The following is a 16,350-nucleotide window of genomic DNA, read 5'->3' as shown; positions in this document are numbered from 1 at the left end:
GAAAGAGCAAGGGGGTAGGTGGCTACCTCTAAGGCATTCTGGCATCGAAATCGTCAGTGCAACATTTTTTTAGTTGGATATATATATTTATTTACCCAACTTGAAACAATAGGTATGACTGTGAAATAATAAAACGAACTTTAGAGGGGTGTATCCGATGAACTATCGTAACCATAATGATTCGCATGTTAATCATCATTCGCAACAAGAAAGGCTGTTTACAGCCATTCGCCTTCCTGATCCCATTCAGGAAACGTTGCAAATGGATGCAAGGCTTGCGCAGAGTAAACTCGATTTTCGCAAGTGGACTCACCACAAAGATTATCATATCACTTTGCAATTTCTGGGAGATACACTTGTAAGTAACATGGGTCATCTTCGGAAGGCACTTCGTGAAGTCAGTGCAGAAGTTCAATCCTTTTCGTTGCAGATTACCGATTGGGGTACATTCGGACTGGAGCAGACACCAAAAGTGCTGTGGAAAGGTGTTAGCGGAGAGATGGATCGTTTGAATCTGTTGCAGAAGAGAATAGTAGAAGCGACATCAGAGCTGGGATATAAAGCGGAGTTGAGACCCTATCGACCTCATATTACAATCGCTAGAAAGTTCCTGGGAGCTGTCCCTGGAAATGAAAATAAAGGAATAATTGAGGTGCTTCCAGAACATTCTACTGGAACACTTTCATGGAATGTGGAGGATTTTGTACTTTATGTGACGAGGCTTGGGCGTAGCCCGATGTATGAGATTGTGGAGACGTTTTCTTTTTCCGGAAAATGATCTATATCCCATATAATCACATTGACATTACGTTGTTCCCTATGTAATATTAGCCAACGTTATTCAAATTCTTTTTTTTGGGTTACTTAGATTAGGGAATTGTTGCGACTAGGAGGAATCTTCGAATGGATATTATAAGCAAGAATCGTTGGGTAGCACCGATGTTATCTGTGCTGCTTGTGTGTATAGTGGGGGTTAATGTAGTCCAGGCGACTGGGAAGTGGAATGAGGATGGTGATAGTAAGCAGATGACTGAGCTCGCAGCGTCTGTGAATAATGGAGCAGTTTCTTCAAACGAGGATAGGCGAATGCTGCAAGATGGGACAAGTCTGTCTAACGATACGTCTGCTTCGAGTGCAGACTGGATTAATACGCTTCCGGCCAAAAATTGGCTTGTTTCTGCTCAGGAAGAGCAAGAACTAGCAGAGGCTAGAGCCAAAAATAAGGCAAGAGCAGCGGCGGCAGCTCAAGCTAAGAAAGAAGCAGCAGTGAAATTGGCGAAGATCGAGAAAGCCAAAGCAGCAGCTGCACTTACAACTCCCCCCAAAAAACTTTACTTTACGCGGACCAAACTTCTGAACCAGGCGGACTCGAAGCTCGCTACCTGGTCATGCAGTGTGTCTGATAAAGATGTGCTTCTGCTGCAAAAAATTGTCATGGCAGAGGCGGAAGGTGAACCGTACGAAGGCAAAGTGGCAGTTGCTAATGTTGTCTTAAACCGGCTGCGGTCAGCCAATTTTCCCGACTCCATTTACAAAGTGATTTATCAGAAATCTCAGTTTAGTCCTGTAGCTAATGGACGTTTGAAACGCGTTGTTCCAAATGAGGACAGCATTAAGGCCGTGAATGCAGCATTGAACGGGAAGAAGGAAGTAGCCGATGATACGTATTATTTCTTATCATTGACGCTTGCGGATGATCTGACAGTGGCTCGTTCACAGAAAAAGGTAAAAACAATCGGTCATCATACATTTTACAAGTAAAACAAGCTGGATGTGTTAAGAAATCAAAGGTCGGTTCAAAAGGGTACTAATTGTGCCAATAATTCTGCAAACAGGCAGGCTAGTTAACTATGTGAGCTTCACTGGTGACCAAAAATAGCCGGATTGTGCAGGTTTATTTCGTGGTTTTCGAAAGATCATTACTTTTAAATTACCCTTTTATATGGAAAATCATACGATAAAATTATCGAAATAAAAAAGGTTCCTTCCAACTTGTGGAGGGAACCTTTTTTGTATGATGTTATTCGAGAGAAATAGGCTTGATGAGGTCAAATGACATCATATAACTCGTCTTATCCTCAGTATGACCCTCGTAGAACGAATCTAAAGGGGTCTAGAGGGGTTAGAATGGGATTCTGGTACCTGACAGCGGCGTGGCAGTAATCCCGGCTGTAAAACGCTCTTTAGGAGCGTTTGTAAGTTCCGTAGTCGTCGGAAATAATAAGTCGTGGACAGCCTGTGCGCAGCATGTAGGATCGTAAGTCGATTTGGACTTGGTAAGTTTAGCCGTATTTGGCTGTTCCTCGGCCGATGTCTGAGCAGAATGCTGATCACATAATTCCCCAAATCGTTTCGAAATGACCTCTGCTGAATGAATGACCTGCCCATATCCGGCTTGTACGAAGTATTCACAATTTTCTTCCTCTTGCCCCGGAAGCGGAGGAACAAACAGCATAGGCAATCCTTTCGCCAGTGCCTCCGTACATGTCATGCCACCAGGCTTCGTGATTAGCACATCGGAAACATCCATCAGCTTGCTGACTTCACGGGTGTACCCATAGATCCGAATGTTCGGATGCTGGAAGCAAGGCATTTCTTTCATTTTGGCTATCATCTTTTCATTGCTTCCAAGACAGAAGAGGAGCTGCACACGGTCTGCCCAGGAGGTTAATGCCTTCATATGTTCTTCGTCAAAAGAAAGTCCCCAGCCTCCACCCATCAGCAAAGCTGTCGGCATATCTTTAAGCCCAGACTCCTGTCTTAACGTGGCTTTGTCTCCTGCCTCCCAGAAGTCGGGATGAACTGGAATGCCTGTAATTTGAATACGGGACGGTTCGACCCCTCTAATCTCTAGCAATGCTTTTACTTGTGGAGTAGAGACCAGATATTTGTTGACCTCTGGATTGATCCACGTCCCATGGACATCGTAATCGGTAACCACGGTATATAAAGGAACATCAAGTCCTTGGCGTTTAAGCCTAGAAATAACCGCATTCGGAAATGGGTGGGTACAGATTACGGCATCTGGCTTCAATTGAGCCACGACCTGTGCCGTTTGCGTATAGAAAATACGGTGTAGCGCTAATTTCGTAAAACCGTTCAGTGATTTGTTATATTGCGTGCGATATAACAAACTGACAAGTTTGGGCTGCACAGATAATGTTTTGCGGTATGCAGAGAAAATTAACGGGGCTACCGTTGGATTCAAAAATTTACCGAGCTCAATCACTCGACTGTGGATATGCGGGCTTACTTTCTTGATTCCGCTTGCCAGTGCATGGGCGGCTTGGGTGTGACCGGTGCCGAAACCTTCTGATAATAAGAGCACTCTTGGTTTTCGCATGAGTTCACCTTTATTCATAAATTTAAATTCAAATCAATTGTAAGTAGATTTTGCCGGAACGTTGCGATACTACAAGAATATACAACGAGGCGGAAAATCATGTTTTTTTATTCGTTAGATAATTACACAAGATTAAGAGTTCTGAGACATATAACTTCCGATTCATTCACGTTGATGGAATCATCATACACTATAGACGACGCTCCACGTAGTTTCCACTGCATTTCGGTTAAAAAATATTAACACAATTTTTTATATTTAGGGTTGCAATCATTTTTCAAAGGTGGTATTGTAATTTTTGACCGAATGACCGAAATGTATTTTTGGTCACTCCCTAAAGGACGATCATGGAATAAAGGAGGAGATATGATGGCTCCGATTGACCGGAGACAGCAAGTGATACAAGCGGCAGCGCAATCGTTCGCCATGTTCGGATATAAGGCGACCACGATGGATCAGGTAGCCAAAATTGCGAATGTGGGCAAAGGAACGATTTACACGTTTTTTACGAATAAGGAGCAGTTGTTTGATCAGATTTTGGTGGACGTCATCCAGGAGATGAAGAACATTGCTCATCGTGAAGTTCATCAGGAAAGTGCGTTTTTTGAGAATCTGTTCCGTGTCCTGGACTCATTGTTGGAATTCAGACGGGATCACGATCTGTTGGTGAAACTTGCTCAAGAGTTAAAGGATTTCGGTACACTTCAGGCCAAAGAAGGTCTGGATAAAGTGGAAAAGGTCATTTCGGACTTTCTGACACGTGAGCTAGAGAAGGCCAAGGCTTCAGGCGAAATTCGCGACTGCGATCCACAGGTTGTGTCATTTATGATGATTCGATTATACATTGCCCTGACGTCGGATTGGAATAAGCAACATGAGCCACTTAGCAAGGAACAGATCAAAAGCTACTTTCGCCTTTTCTTAATGGAAGGAATTGCTGTTGTTACTTAAATGGTACGACGGTGAGGCTTGTCGGAAGACAGGTTGTTTTTTTGCCCTAAATTGACCGTTTGAGGAAAATGGTCATACGTTATTTCAGAAATTTACTTTTTCACATCAAATGTTTACATTACAAGGAATTCCTGCTGATTAGCAGAGACAAGGGGAGAAATGACATGAAATCTTTATCCGTGTTTTTCAAGGATGTGGGATCGGCCGTGAGAAACCCGAAGGTATTGATCCCCGTTATCGCCATTATGTTTATTCCGATTCTGTATAGTGGTATCTACCTAGCGGCCTATTGGGACCCATATGGTCATGTGGATCAGATGCCTGTCGCAGTAGTCAACCTCGATAAAGGGGCTGAGCTGGAAGGGAAGTCCTTGCATGTTGGGGAAGATCTCGTTGATGAGTTGAAGAAAAATGCAGATTTTAAATGGGAATTTGTGAATAGTGCTCAAGCACAGCAAGGTATGAAGGACGATAAGTATTACATGCAAATTACGATTCCTGAAAATTTCTCATCTCAGGCTACCACATTGCTGGATGATCAACCTAAACCCGCGGACCTCATCTATGAACCTAATGGTAACTATAGCTTCGTAGGTGCTCAGATTGGTAAGACGGCGATCAAGGATCTGAAGGCGAAAGTATCAGCTAAAGTGACAGAGGCGTATGCGGAGACATTGCTTGATAAGTTCTCTGAGGTGTCTGACGGACTTGCTGAAGCCGGAGACGGTGCTGGCGAGCTGAATACCGGTGCAGGCAAGCTGGATGATGGTGCTGTGAAGCTCAAAGATAATTTGGCTAAGCTTGCATCAGGAACAATTGAACTACAAGAAGGGCTTTCACCTTTGACTGATGGTGTCAATGCGCTTCATACAGGAGCTACGAAGCTGGAAACAGGTACTTCAAGCTTGGTTTCTGGTCTACAGCAGCTTCAAACCGCAGCCGGAACACAGCTTCAGAGCGGAGCTGATCAGTTGAAAGAGGGTAGCGACAAGCTGTCAGCTGGTCTGCAAACGTCGCTGGATGGTACAAGTAAGCTGCAAACAGGGCTGCAAGCCTCCGAACAAGGTAGCGCTAAATTGTCAGAGGGTCTGCAAAGTGCGGTTCAAGGTAGTGGTACTTTAGCTACAGGATTGCAGTCGGCTGTCGACGGAAGTGGCCAGGTTGCAGATGGGGCTAAAGGCGTTGCCGATGGATTGAAGCAGCTTGCTGCCGCAAATCCAGAGCTAGCCGAAAGCGCTGATGTGCAGAAACTGCTCGCAGCAAGTCAGGCGGTTGCCGATGGTAGTGCGCAGCTGCATGAAAGTGAGCAGAAGCTGGCACAGGGTGCAGGTCAATTGCATGAAGGTAACCAACAACTGGTTACGGGAGCAGAGCAACTGCATGAAGGTCAGAAGCAACTGCTTGCAGGTGCAGGTCAGCTTGTGGGCGGACAAGAGCAATTGCTGGCAGGTGCGAGCCAACTTTCTGATGGAGGTTCTAAGCTCTCAGATGGCCTAAAACAATTTACAGGTAAGCTCAGCGAGGCTGCAAACGGCGGTGCGCAATTAGCAAGTGGTGTTAAACAACTTGGAACAGGCACAAGCGCTTTGCAAACGGGCGTTGGTAAATTAAGCGGAGGCGTTTCCTCCCTAACGGATGGTTCCAAACAACTGGGTGATGGTGCAGGCAAGCTTGCCGATGGATTGTCCGAGTTGAAGGACGGTTCGAATGAGCTGGCAACGAAATTGAACGATGCTGCTCAGAAAACGTCTGAAGTGAAGAAAACCGATGATGTTGTGAATATGTTCGCTGAACCGGTGAACTCATCGGAGAATGAAGCAGAGGTTGTGCCAAACTACGGTACAGGATTGACGCCTTTCTTCTTATCAATCGGATTGTTTGTCGGGTCTCTGATCTCAACGATTGTATTGAAAATGCGTGATACATCCGTGCCAGGTGCATCTGGATGGAGTCGATTTGTCAGTCGTACACTGGTCTTTGGTTCGATGAGCGTCTTCCAATCCGTGATTGTAGCAAGCTTCATGTTGTATGGACTTGGATTAGAGACACACAGTGTACCGCTGTTCTACCTGTTCACGATCATTACAGGTCTTACATTCATGATGATTGTGCAGGCGCTCGTAACATGGCTTGATCTGCCAGGACGATATGTAGTCATCTTGATGTTGGTCTTCCAACTCGCGGCAAGTGCAGGAACGTTCCCAGTGGAGCTGATTCCATCATGGTTGCAAGCATTCAGTCCTTGGCTGCCAATGACTCACAGCATTATGGGCTTCAAGGCGGTTGTATCTAGCGGTAACTTTGATGTGATGTGGCATCAAGCTGGAATTCTGGCGATCTACGCTGGTGTCTCCATCCTGCTCACGCTTGCCTTCTTCCTCTGGAACGGCAGAAAGCCGAAAAAGGAAGTTGAATTGGTCGAATCGGGTCAAGTTGTGACTGCATAAAGCATAGAGAAGTGCGAAATTTTAAAAAATAAAGTTTGTAGTTCAGTATCAAAATTATGCAACATAGTAGTCAAATAGTGCAAAGAGCCTACAGCCCTAAAATGGGCAGTAGGCTCTTTCTGTATACAAATGCATGCTAGAAGGCTGAAGGAGGGTTACTAGGATTTTACATTTGACTAAATATGGCTGAAACACACGCCCCATATGGAATGATTTTCTTTTGTCAGCAGATAAATTCAGTTGTACTCTATCATAAAATGTGTATAATTATTCGAAAAAGAGATGAATTTAAACGTCATCACACTAAAGCTGTACTGCAAAACATTTCTTATCAGAGGTATTAAAAAGTTTAAATTGCGCTGATGTTAGGTCGGTGTTAAAATAATAGAACTATATCAAAAAAACGTCGCTTCATAATGAGTGGTCGTGCCAGCGGCTACGTGTTGTTATATTAGACTGTTACCGAATCGTTCGGTCAGTCCACTTTCAAATAGCGACTGCCTCAGTCGCAAGGCTTGAAACTATGACAGATGATGGCTGTCACCTCTATTCAGCAGGCTTCGTTAGTTAGCCAGCTCCTCCCGTTTCATTGTTGCTTGTTGCCTATGTTCTTGATCTTTCCGAAATACTTCATTATAGAAAGGTTGCGTTCCATGAGACAGATCGGATTACCTCCTAAACAAGGTCTTTATGACCCACAGTTCGAAAAAGATGCATGCGGAATGGGTTTTGTTGCCAACATTAAAGGAAAAGCTTCACACGATATCGTTAGCCAGGCACTGACCATGCTCAGTAATATGGAGCACCGCGGAGGACAGGGCAGCGAGCCAAATTCCGGCGACGGAGCCGGAATTTTGATTCAGATCCCACATCGCTATTTTGCACAGGAAGCTGAACGCCTCGGATTTGCATTACCTGAACGAGGATTCTACGGCGTAGGCATGCTGTTCCTTTCGCAAGATGCTGAGATTCGTCACGCACATGAGGAGAGCCTCAAGAAGATTATTGAAGAAGAAGGACAGACATTCCTAGGTTTCCGGGATGTGCCTACGTATGATGAGATGCTTGGTCGTTCTGCACTGGCTGCGAAGCCATATGTACGTCAGGTGTTCATTGGCAGATCTGCCGATGTGAAGGATGAGCTTGGGTTCGAGCGCAAACTTTATGTTATTCGTAGACGCGCTGAGCTTGCTATTCGTTATTCTGCGGATGAGAAAGAGGGCGGATCATTCTATCTGCCAAGCTTGTCTTGTCGCAAAATTGTATATAAAGGCATGCTGACAACGGAACAAGTTGGACAGTTCTATCTGGATCTACAAGAAGAGTCTGTGGAATCGGCAATTGCTCTTGTTCACTCTCGTTTTAGTACGAACACCTTCCCAAGCTGGGAACGTGCCCACCCGTATCGCTTCATGATCCACAACGGTGAGATCAATACGATGCGTGGTAACGTGAACTGGATGCATGCTCGTCAGTCTTTGTTCGAGAGCGAAATTTTTGGTAATGATATCTCCAAAGTGAAGCCGGTCATTAATCCGGACGGTTCCGATACAGCGATGTTTGATAACACACTTGAATTCCTCTATTTAAGTGGACGCTCTTTGCCACACGTAGCCATGATGATGGTTCCTGAGCCATGGAGCACAGATGAGGGAATGGATCCTGCCAAAAAGGCATTCTACGAGTATCACAGCACGATGATGGAGCCTTGGGATGGACCGGCAGCAATGGCGTTCACGGACGGCTTGCAGATCGGTGCAACGCTCGACCGTAATGGTCTTCGTCCTGCACGTTATTATGTAACGAAGGATGACCGAATCATCCTATCTTCCGAAGTTGGTGTATTAGACATTGAACCGGAAGAAATTCTATACAAAGACCGTTTACGTCCAGGACGCATGCTGTTAGTAGATACAGAGCAAGGACGCATTATTTCCGACGAGGAAGTTAAAGCGCAAATTGCAGCCGAGAATCCGTACCAGGATTGGCTGGATGAGCACTTGATGGATCTGAATGAATTGCCAGAAGCACCGGAGCTACCTGATCCAAAACATGATAATGTAACTCAGCTTCAGCTTGCGTACGGATATACGTTCGAAGAATTACGCAAAGTGCTTGAGCCGATGGCATCAACAGGTATGGAAGCAACAGGTTCCATGGGTTATGATGCACCGCTCGCAGTATTCTCGGATCGTCCACAGCGTTTATACAATTACTTTAAACAGATGTTCGCACAAGTAACCAATCCGCCAATCGATGCGATTCGTGAAGAAATCGTAACGTCTACAGCAACTACAATTGGACCAGAGCGTAACTTGTTGAATCCTGAACCGGAGAGCTGTCGTCAGATTCGTCTGGATACACCGGTATTGTCTAATGAAGACTTTGCCAAAATCCGTCATGTACGTCGCCCAGGCTTCCGTTCCATGACAATCCCAATCTTCTTCGCAGCCAAAGAAGGAGCAGAAGGACTTCGCAAAGCTATGGATCTGCTCTTTGAAGCAGCAGACCGTGTCATTGACAAAGGTCATAACATTCTGATTCTCTCTGACCGCGGCGTGGATGCGGAGAATGCAGCTATTCCTGCATTGCTGGCTGTTGCGGGACTACATCACCACTTGATCCGTCAAGGAACAAGAACGAAAGTTAGTATTTTGCTTGAATCGGCTGAACCCCGTGAAGTTCATCACTATGCATTGCTGCTTGGGTATGGCGTGAGTGCCGTGAACCCATATCTGGCATTCGAAACTTTGGATGACATGATCCAGCAAGGTTTGCTGCGTGGGATCTCACATGAGAAAGCTGTGAAGAACTACATTAAAGCCGCGACTAAAGGCGTTATTAAAATCCTGTCCAAAATGGGTATCTCAACGATTCAATCTTATCGTGGAGCACAGATCTTCGAAGCTGTGGGTCTGCAATCTGATTTCGTTGACCGTTACTTCACATGGACACCTTCCCGAATTGGGGGGATTGGACTTGAAGAGGTTGCGGCGGAAGCATTGACGCATCATCATCGTGCTTTCACGGAAAAAGATGGTAATGATAAGGTGCTGGATTCCGGCGGTGATTACCAATGGCGTAATGATGGAGAAGAACACTTGTTCAATCCACAGACAATCCATACCCTGCAGCATGCAGTGCGTACCGGCGATTATAAATTGTACAAAAAGTATTCCAAATTGGTTCAAGGTGAGAATGATCAATTGCTGACCATTCGGTCGATGCTGAAACTGAAACCAGTTGGTAACGCAATTCCTCTGGAAGAAGTAGAGTCCGTAGAATCCATTATGCGCCGTTTCAAAACGGGCGCGATGTCCTTCGGATCAATCAGTAAAGAAGCACACGAAGATCTTGCAATCGCAATGAACCGTGTCGGTGGTAAATCGAACACAGGTGAAGGCGGAGAAGATCCAGCTCGCTTCATTAAAGATAGCAACGGTGATTCTCGTCGTAGTGCAATCAAACAGGTGGCATCTGGACGTTTCGGTGTTACTTCGAATTACTTGGTTAATGCTGACGAGATTCAGATCAAGATGGCGCAAGGAGCAAAACCGGGTGAAGGTGGGCAATTGCCAGGACGTAAAGTTTACCCTTGGGTTGCTGAGGTTCGTGGATCAACACCAGGCGTAGGTTTGATCTCTCCACCACCGCATCACGATATTTATTCCATCGAGGATCTGGCTGAGCTCATCTATGACTTGAAGAATGCCAATCCACGTGCCGAGATTAACGTGAAGCTGGTATCGGAAGTTGGCGTAGGTACCATTGCAGCAGGTGTAGCTAAAGGTCGTGCCGACATTATCCTGGTGAGTGGTTATGACGGTGGTACTGGTGCATCACCACAAGGTTCGATCCGTCATGCGGGTATGCCGTGGGAGCTAGGACTTGCCGAGACACACCAAACGCTGATTCTAAACAATCTGCGTGACCGTGTCGTATTGGAGACAGACGGCAAAATGCTGAATGGTCGTGACTTGGTTGTTGCAGCATTGCTGGGCGCGGAAGAGTATGGTTTCTCCACAGCACCACTCGTTGCTCTGGGTTGTATCATGATGCGTGTCTGCCAAATGGATACTTGTCCTGTTGGTGTGGCGACACAGAATCCAGAACTACGTAAAAACTATATGGGTGACCCAGAACACGTCGTTAACTTTATGCGTTTTGTTGCAGAGGACGTTCGTGAGATCATGGCTGACCTTGGTTTCCGTACCATTCAAGAAATGGTAGGTCGCACAGACTGCCTGGAGACTGTAGAAGCAGTGGATCATTGGAAGAAAAAAGGTGTAGACCTGTCCGTATTGCTGCATGTGCCTGAGATGCCAGAAGGCTCTGCACGTTATCGTACACAGTATCAGAATCACGGTTTGGAAGAGACGCTGGATATGCAGCAATTGCTTCCGCTCGCAGGACCAGCTATTGAATCCGGTCAACCGGTAGAGGCCGTGCTTCCAATTACGAACGTGAACCGTGCCGTAGGTACGATCCTGGGCAGTGAAGTAACACGTAAATATGGTCTCGCTGGATTGCCAGAGGATACCATTCAATTCAAATTTGTTGGATCTGCTGGACAGAGCTTCGGAGCCTTCGTTCCTAAAGGGATTACCCTGACGGTAGAAGGGGACTCCAATGACTATGTCGGCAAAGGTCTATCCGGTGGTAAACTCGTTGTAATGCCTTCGCCAAAAGCGACATTCGACGCTGAGGATAATATCATCATCGGAAACACGGCTCTCTACGGAGCAACAAGTGGCGAAGCTTATATCCGCGGCATCGCGGGTGAGCGGTTTGCTGTTCGTAACTCTGGAGCAAAAGTTGTCGTTGAAGGTGTAGGCGACCATGGTTGCGAGTATATGACAGGTGGACGCGTCGTCGTTCTGGGCGATACAGGTCGTAACTTTGCGGCAGGGATGTCCGGAGGTATTGCCTATATCTATGATCCAGAAGGAACGTTCTTGCAACGTTGTAACCTGGAGATGGTACTGTTGGAGCGTATTGAGGATTCAGCAGAGAGCGCAGAGCTGCATGGAATGATTGAACGCCATGTTGCGAATACAGGAAGTGCAGCAGGTCAGCGCATCTTGGAGAATTGGCAGCAATCGGTAGATCAGTTCGTGCGTGTCATCCCGAAAGACTTCAAACGTATGACAGAGCAGATCGAGCGTATTCAAGCGACTGGACTGACGGGTGAGGCAGCATTGCTGGCAGCATTTGAAGCTAACATGCGTGAGCTTGCACGCACAGGCGGGTAATTTGCCGGGATGAAGCTAGAAATGGAGTAGCGGAGCGTAGGCAAACTACGTGAGCAACTGAGTTGTTTCCGAGGGAAACAAGCTTCGTAAGCATTCGCTTATTTCGGCTGAATTCCATATTCGACGCTGATCATGCCGTTAGGCATGCTACGTAATCAAAATAGCCCTTTTTAAACAACATCTAATAGGAGCTTTATGTTTGCCTGTGTGGCATTCATAAGGCTCCTATTTTGTTTTCGACAAAATTAGAACCCCGACCAAAAACGCTATCGCCATGAGACGACAACATTGAGGAGGGTTCTCAAGTATAATTAGGCTAGTTTTGGAGCACAGGGAAAGTATTAAGATAGGAGAGGTTCGCGGAATGAATATGAAAAATCCAAACAAGGGCGATCGCAAGCCGAAAGGTGAACACGTTGAAACAACCGAGATGGACATCAAAAAAGTTTTACTGCAATGCGGAATCGACCCAGAGCGTTGGAACGATTACATATCCTCCGTCAACAACATACGTCCTTGACTAGAACTAGAAGACATGAATGAAATGGAGGGAACTAAAGACAAGAAAAAAACCCAGAAACCGATAAATTGCTTTTTCGGTGCTGGGTCTTCTTTTGCAAATCTAAGCATCTAATCCATACTACGCTCCATACGGACAAAGGCAATAAAACGACGTGCCTCTTCTTCGGTCAAGGGTTTACCGTCGATCATCAGGCCGAAGCGTTCCAACACTTCCTTATCCGATAATTCAAGAGAATCAACAAATTCCCGAACGTCCTCATCCATTACCATATCACTCTGCTTCGTACGACCAATGAGATAATCAATGGATACGCCAAAAATGTCTGCAAGCCTTGTTAATACTTCAAAATCCGGTTTGCGTCGATTCTTCTCATAATGGGAGAGTGCAGCCCGGGTAATATGGATGGAGCTCGCAAGTTCTTCTTGAGTAAGTCCCCGCTGTTCCCTTAATTCAGCAATGCGATTCCCGTAGTTCATAAGCCATTTCCCCCTGAACGCCATGTCAAATATATATCGAAACAATCCTGAGCTATTTTTTGATCAGGGCAGCTTTCCTGCAAAAATGATACGACCGCACCAGATTAATACAACCATTGTCATGTAAAAAGACAGTGAAAATATTGCAATGTAGGTCTGTCTAAGGACATCTCATATTGTCGTAAATCAAAAGAACCATGTCCAAATACTGCTTGACATGATACAATTTGTATCGTAAATTGGACGTATGGAGTTACAAAATGTATCATTTGGAATATTTTAAGTATCTCCTCGTTGCCAGATCTGTATACCTGTGAGAAGGGAGGTCAGGCAACGAATGTGTTGCTAAATCCATTCTAAAAGGAATGAAGCCATGAACTCATTGATTCAGGAATGGGCTGATCTAGAGTTAAATGTCCATATGTATATCCAGGAGTTTAAGGGTAAAGCCTTCAACCGCAAACGTCGTCCCGTTCTACTCCTTGGAATGGATACAAGGGCGATCAGCTTCCTGAGTGATTTGGTCTTACCAGTATCATCCGAGATGTTGATAGGTTTAGATGTGGAAGATTACCATGTGTGTTTACGACTCCAAGCTGTACCCGAATGGAAACATCCTTTTGGAGGACTCACATTGTATCATTCCAAGTTGCATATTCAGCAAGAACAGAAACTATATATAACTGGACAGTTAAACACTATGTTTCGTGATGTTCAATTTCCGGCGGTATCTCGTGTTCTGTATGAGAAGTTATCGACCCAACCAACGGTGCAGAAAACCTATCATTACATTAATTTTACCATATAAAAAGGAAATATATTCGAAAAGATGCATGTACTTAACGCCATTTTACTATATTTCATAGCGTTATGCATTAGTTCTTTAACACCAAAAGCAATTGCGCAATGAATAAAGGGGCAAGGGGGATCATACTATTTCAGGAAGTTTGGATATGGTTGAAATGCACTGCCACATATTATCTGGTCTTGATGATGGCCCTGTCCATATGGAACAGTCTATCGCAATGGCGGAGAAAGCGGCTGCTGCTGGCATAACCTCCATCATTGCAACTCCGCATCACCTGAACGGGCGCTACAACAACGAACCGATCGTAGTCAATCAGGCAGTAGATCTGCTCCATGCAGAGCTTCGCAAACGCAACATTCGATTGGATATCCATCCCGGACAGGAGATCAGAGTGCATGACACACTGATTGGAGATCTCTATGCAGGTAGATGCTGCACACTCGCCGGGAGTCGCTACATGTTGCTGGAATTGCCTTTTGGCTCCATTCCCTCGCAGTTTCCCGGTATCCTTCATGAACTTCGGGTAGCCGGTATCACACCTATTATTGCTCATCCGGAACGTAATCTAATCTTGCTGAAAAAGCCGAAGCTGCTTGCAGATTATTTGAGGCAAGGCGTGCTGTGCCAACTCACGGCTCAATCCTTCACAGGACTTTTCGGTCGAAAAGTTCAGAAATGGTGTTTTCATTTTTGCAAAGAAAACGGGTTTCATTTCATTTCATCAGATGCTCATGATACACGTCAAAGAACGTTTGCTGTTAATGAAGGAAACAAAATGATTGAGCAATACTTTGGAATGGATGCCGTCAGGCGGATAGCGGAAAATGCTGCCCTCATTCTATATAACTCTGAACCGATTATTACTCGGTATAATCCCCGCAAGCTCCGCATGCTCCTCTGGTAGCTCGGAGTGGGGTTAAGCCCAGAATTATGCAACAGGCTTACATATATGACACTAACGTATAGGAGGAATGTGAAGGTGGAACTGAAGGGATATTTCCGCATTTTGCAAAAAAAATGGTGGTTGATTGTTGCCATTGCACTGATTGCTGGGGTAGGTGCTGGAGTTAAGAGTATTTTCTTCACACAACCAATCTATGAAGCAAGTTCCAAGCTCATCGTGAACCAAACATCCAATGTTGAAGGTCGAGCTATGATGGATTTCAGTATGATTCAGAGCAACATTAAGCTCATTAACTCCTATAAGGAGATCATTAAATCATCGGCAATTATGGAGAAAGTGGCAACAACGTATCCTGACTTAAAAGTAACTACCGCTGAACTGATCAGCAGAACCTCCGTTACAACCGCAAGCGAATCCCAAGTCATGAATATCACAGTACAAGGGACTACCTACGAAAACGCCGCAAAAACGGTGAATGCAATCTCCAAAGTTTTTCAATCGCAAATTCCCCTAATTATGAAAATCGATAACGTAGCTATTCTCAGTGAAGCCAATATAAATGGCAATGCAGCGCCAATTAATATGAAAACCACACTCACCATCATCGTTAGCTTGTTTGCAGGCTTGGTTCTTGCGATTGCACTTGTCTTCCTCATGGATTATCTGGACGATACGTTCAAATTAGAGTCCGAAATTGAAAAGGAATTGGGCATTCCGGTATTAACGGTTATTTCCAAAATGAAAAAAGACGATGTGAAGGGCAGTAAAAACATTGTATCTCAGCAGAAAGTGGGGGATGGAAAATATGTCACGGTTAACCAATGAAAATAATAATCTGGTGACCTATTTCAATTCCAAGTCTCATATCTCAGAAGGCTACCGCAAATTACGTACCAATATTCAGTTCTCTTCTATTGATAGTCATATCAAAACGATCATGGTTGCCTCAGCTCAAGCTGGTGAAGGGAAAACCACCACCATTAGCAATTTAGCCGTGACTTATGCGCAAGAAGGCAAAAAAGTTCTGCTCATTGATGCCGATCTGCGGAACCCATCTCTTCATCAAGTGTTTTCGGTACCTAACCATATCGGACTCAGCAGTGTCTTGTCGAATCAATATGACGTGGATGAGGTTCTGCGAGAGAGCTACATCGAGAATCTCCAACTCTTCACATCCGGTCCCATCCCGCCTAACCCGTCTGAGATGATCGGTTCTAATCGGATGAAGAACCTAATGAATGATTTACAGTCGAAATACGATGTCATCATGTTCGATACGCCGCCGGTGCTCGCTGTAACGGACGCGCTGATTGTAAGCTCCTTCTGCGACGGTGTGTTGCTGGTCGTGAACTCAGGCAAGGTCAAGAAAGAGCTGGTGAAGAAAACGAAGGCTCATCTTGAGCATGTGAATGCACGAATTCTAGGTGCCATTCTGAACAATATCAAAACGACATCGAACTCGGTCAGCTATTACGGAGAGAAGTAATACGCTTTGATTGAACAGGTAATGTCTACTGCACCTTTATCACTGTAGGCACTCGGTCATGCTGTGGGTTCGGTGAACCTTAGACGTTAATCGTCAGAGGTATGACGTGAGGTTGGGTTCGATGCCCCTTTTTTAACGATTCAATAAACTTTAAAAAAAG

General features: G+C 45.2%; 12 protein-coding genes. 10 read left to right on the top strand and 2 right to left on the bottom strand.

Annotated elements, in window-relative coordinates:
- Window positions 1-157 precede the first annotated feature (157 nt).
- Complete coding sequence (thpR, locus tag MH215_RS11165; RefSeq protein ID WP_239290227.1) at window positions 158-778, top strand: RNA 2',3'-cyclic phosphodiesterase; 621 nt, start codon at window positions 158-160, stop codon at window positions 776-778.
- Between the two features lie 125 nt (window positions 779-903).
- Window positions 904-1,761: a cell wall hydrolase gene (locus MH215_RS11160; RefSeq protein WP_239290226.1), complete on the top strand. Its 858-nt coding sequence runs from the start codon at window positions 904-906 to the stop codon at window positions 1,759-1,761.
- Window positions 1,762-2,122: 361 nt separating this feature from the next.
- Here the strand turns inward: MH215_RS11160 and MH215_RS11155 are convergent, their stop codons facing one another.
- Window positions 2,123-3,343 carry an MGDG synthase family glycosyltransferase gene (locus MH215_RS11155; protein WP_056694259.1) on the bottom strand — a complete coding sequence of 407 codons (1,221 nt, stop codon included), beginning with the start codon at window positions 3,341-3,343 and terminating at the stop codon, window positions 2,123-2,125.
- A 369-nt stretch (window positions 3,344-3,712) separates the two neighbouring features.
- Here MH215_RS11155 and MH215_RS11150 point away from each other — a divergent pair, with 369 nt between their 5' ends.
- The 4 genes from MH215_RS11150 to MH215_RS11135 all read left to right on the top strand — a co-directional run bounded on the left by MH215_RS11150 (window position 3,713) and on the right by MH215_RS11135 (window position 12,513).
- Window positions 3,713-4,294: a TetR/AcrR family transcriptional regulator gene (locus MH215_RS11150; protein ID WP_145051265.1), complete on the top strand. Its 582-nt coding sequence runs from the start codon at window positions 3,713-3,715 to the stop codon at window positions 4,292-4,294.
- 164 nt (window positions 4,295-4,458) lie between these two features.
- Entirely contained in the window at window positions 4,459-6,741 is a 2,283-nt protein-coding gene (locus tag MH215_RS11145; protein WP_239290225.1) for a YhgE/Pip domain-containing protein, read from the top strand.
- Between the two features lie 653 nt (window positions 6,742-7,394).
- Window positions 7,395-11,993 (top strand): glutamate synthase large subunit, encoded by a 4,599-nt coding sequence (gene gltB, locus MH215_RS11140; RefSeq protein ID WP_239290224.1) that lies wholly within the window; start codon window positions 7,395-7,397, stop codon window positions 11,991-11,993.
- Between the two features lie 364 nt (window positions 11,994-12,357).
- A complete protein-coding gene (locus MH215_RS11135) occupies window positions 12,358-12,513 on the top strand; it encodes a hypothetical protein (protein ID WP_156395379.1) in 156 nt (51 codons plus the stop codon).
- Between the two features lie 110 nt (window positions 12,514-12,623).
- Here the strand turns inward: MH215_RS11135 and MH215_RS11130 are convergent, their stop codons facing one another.
- Window positions 12,624-12,992, bottom strand: a complete 369-nt coding sequence (locus MH215_RS11130) for a helix-turn-helix domain-containing protein (RefSeq protein ID WP_056694267.1) — start codon at window positions 12,990-12,992, stop codon at window positions 12,624-12,626.
- A gap of 373 nt (window positions 12,993-13,365) precedes the next feature.
- On the opposite strand from MH215_RS11130, the gene MH215_RS11125 reads away from it, so the two are divergent.
- The 4 genes from MH215_RS11125 (at window position 13,366) to MH215_RS11110 (ending at window position 16,190) form a co-directional block, all read left to right on the top strand.
- Complete coding sequence (locus MH215_RS11125) at window positions 13,366-13,800, top strand: hypothetical protein (RefSeq protein ID WP_239290223.1); 435 nt, start codon at window positions 13,366-13,368, stop codon at window positions 13,798-13,800.
- A gap of 145 nt (window positions 13,801-13,945) precedes the next feature.
- The gene (locus tag MH215_RS11120) at window positions 13,946-14,704 is read left to right on the top strand and encodes a tyrosine-protein phosphatase (protein ID WP_239290222.1); all 759 of its coding nucleotides are present in this window, start codon (window positions 13,946-13,948) and stop codon (window positions 14,702-14,704) included.
- Between the two features lie 75 nt (window positions 14,705-14,779).
- Window positions 14,780-15,529, top strand: coding sequence for a YveK family protein (locus MH215_RS11115; RefSeq protein ID WP_056694275.1), 750 nt, complete (start codon window positions 14,780-14,782; stop codon window positions 15,527-15,529).
- Window positions 15,510-16,190 carry a CpsD/CapB family tyrosine-protein kinase gene (locus MH215_RS11110; RefSeq protein WP_056694276.1) on the top strand — a complete coding sequence of 227 codons (681 nt, stop codon included), beginning with the start codon at window positions 15,510-15,512 and terminating at the stop codon, window positions 16,188-16,190. The genes MH215_RS11115 and MH215_RS11110 overlap by 20 nt, the downstream gene beginning before the upstream one ends.
- Window positions 16,191-16,350 lie beyond the last annotated feature (160 nt).

The sequence above is a fragment of the Paenibacillus sp. ACRSA genome, assembly GCF_022346845.1.
GTDB lineage: Bacteria > Bacillota > Bacilli > Paenibacillales > Paenibacillaceae > Paenibacillus.
This window is presented reverse-complemented; position numbering and strand designations above follow the sequence as displayed.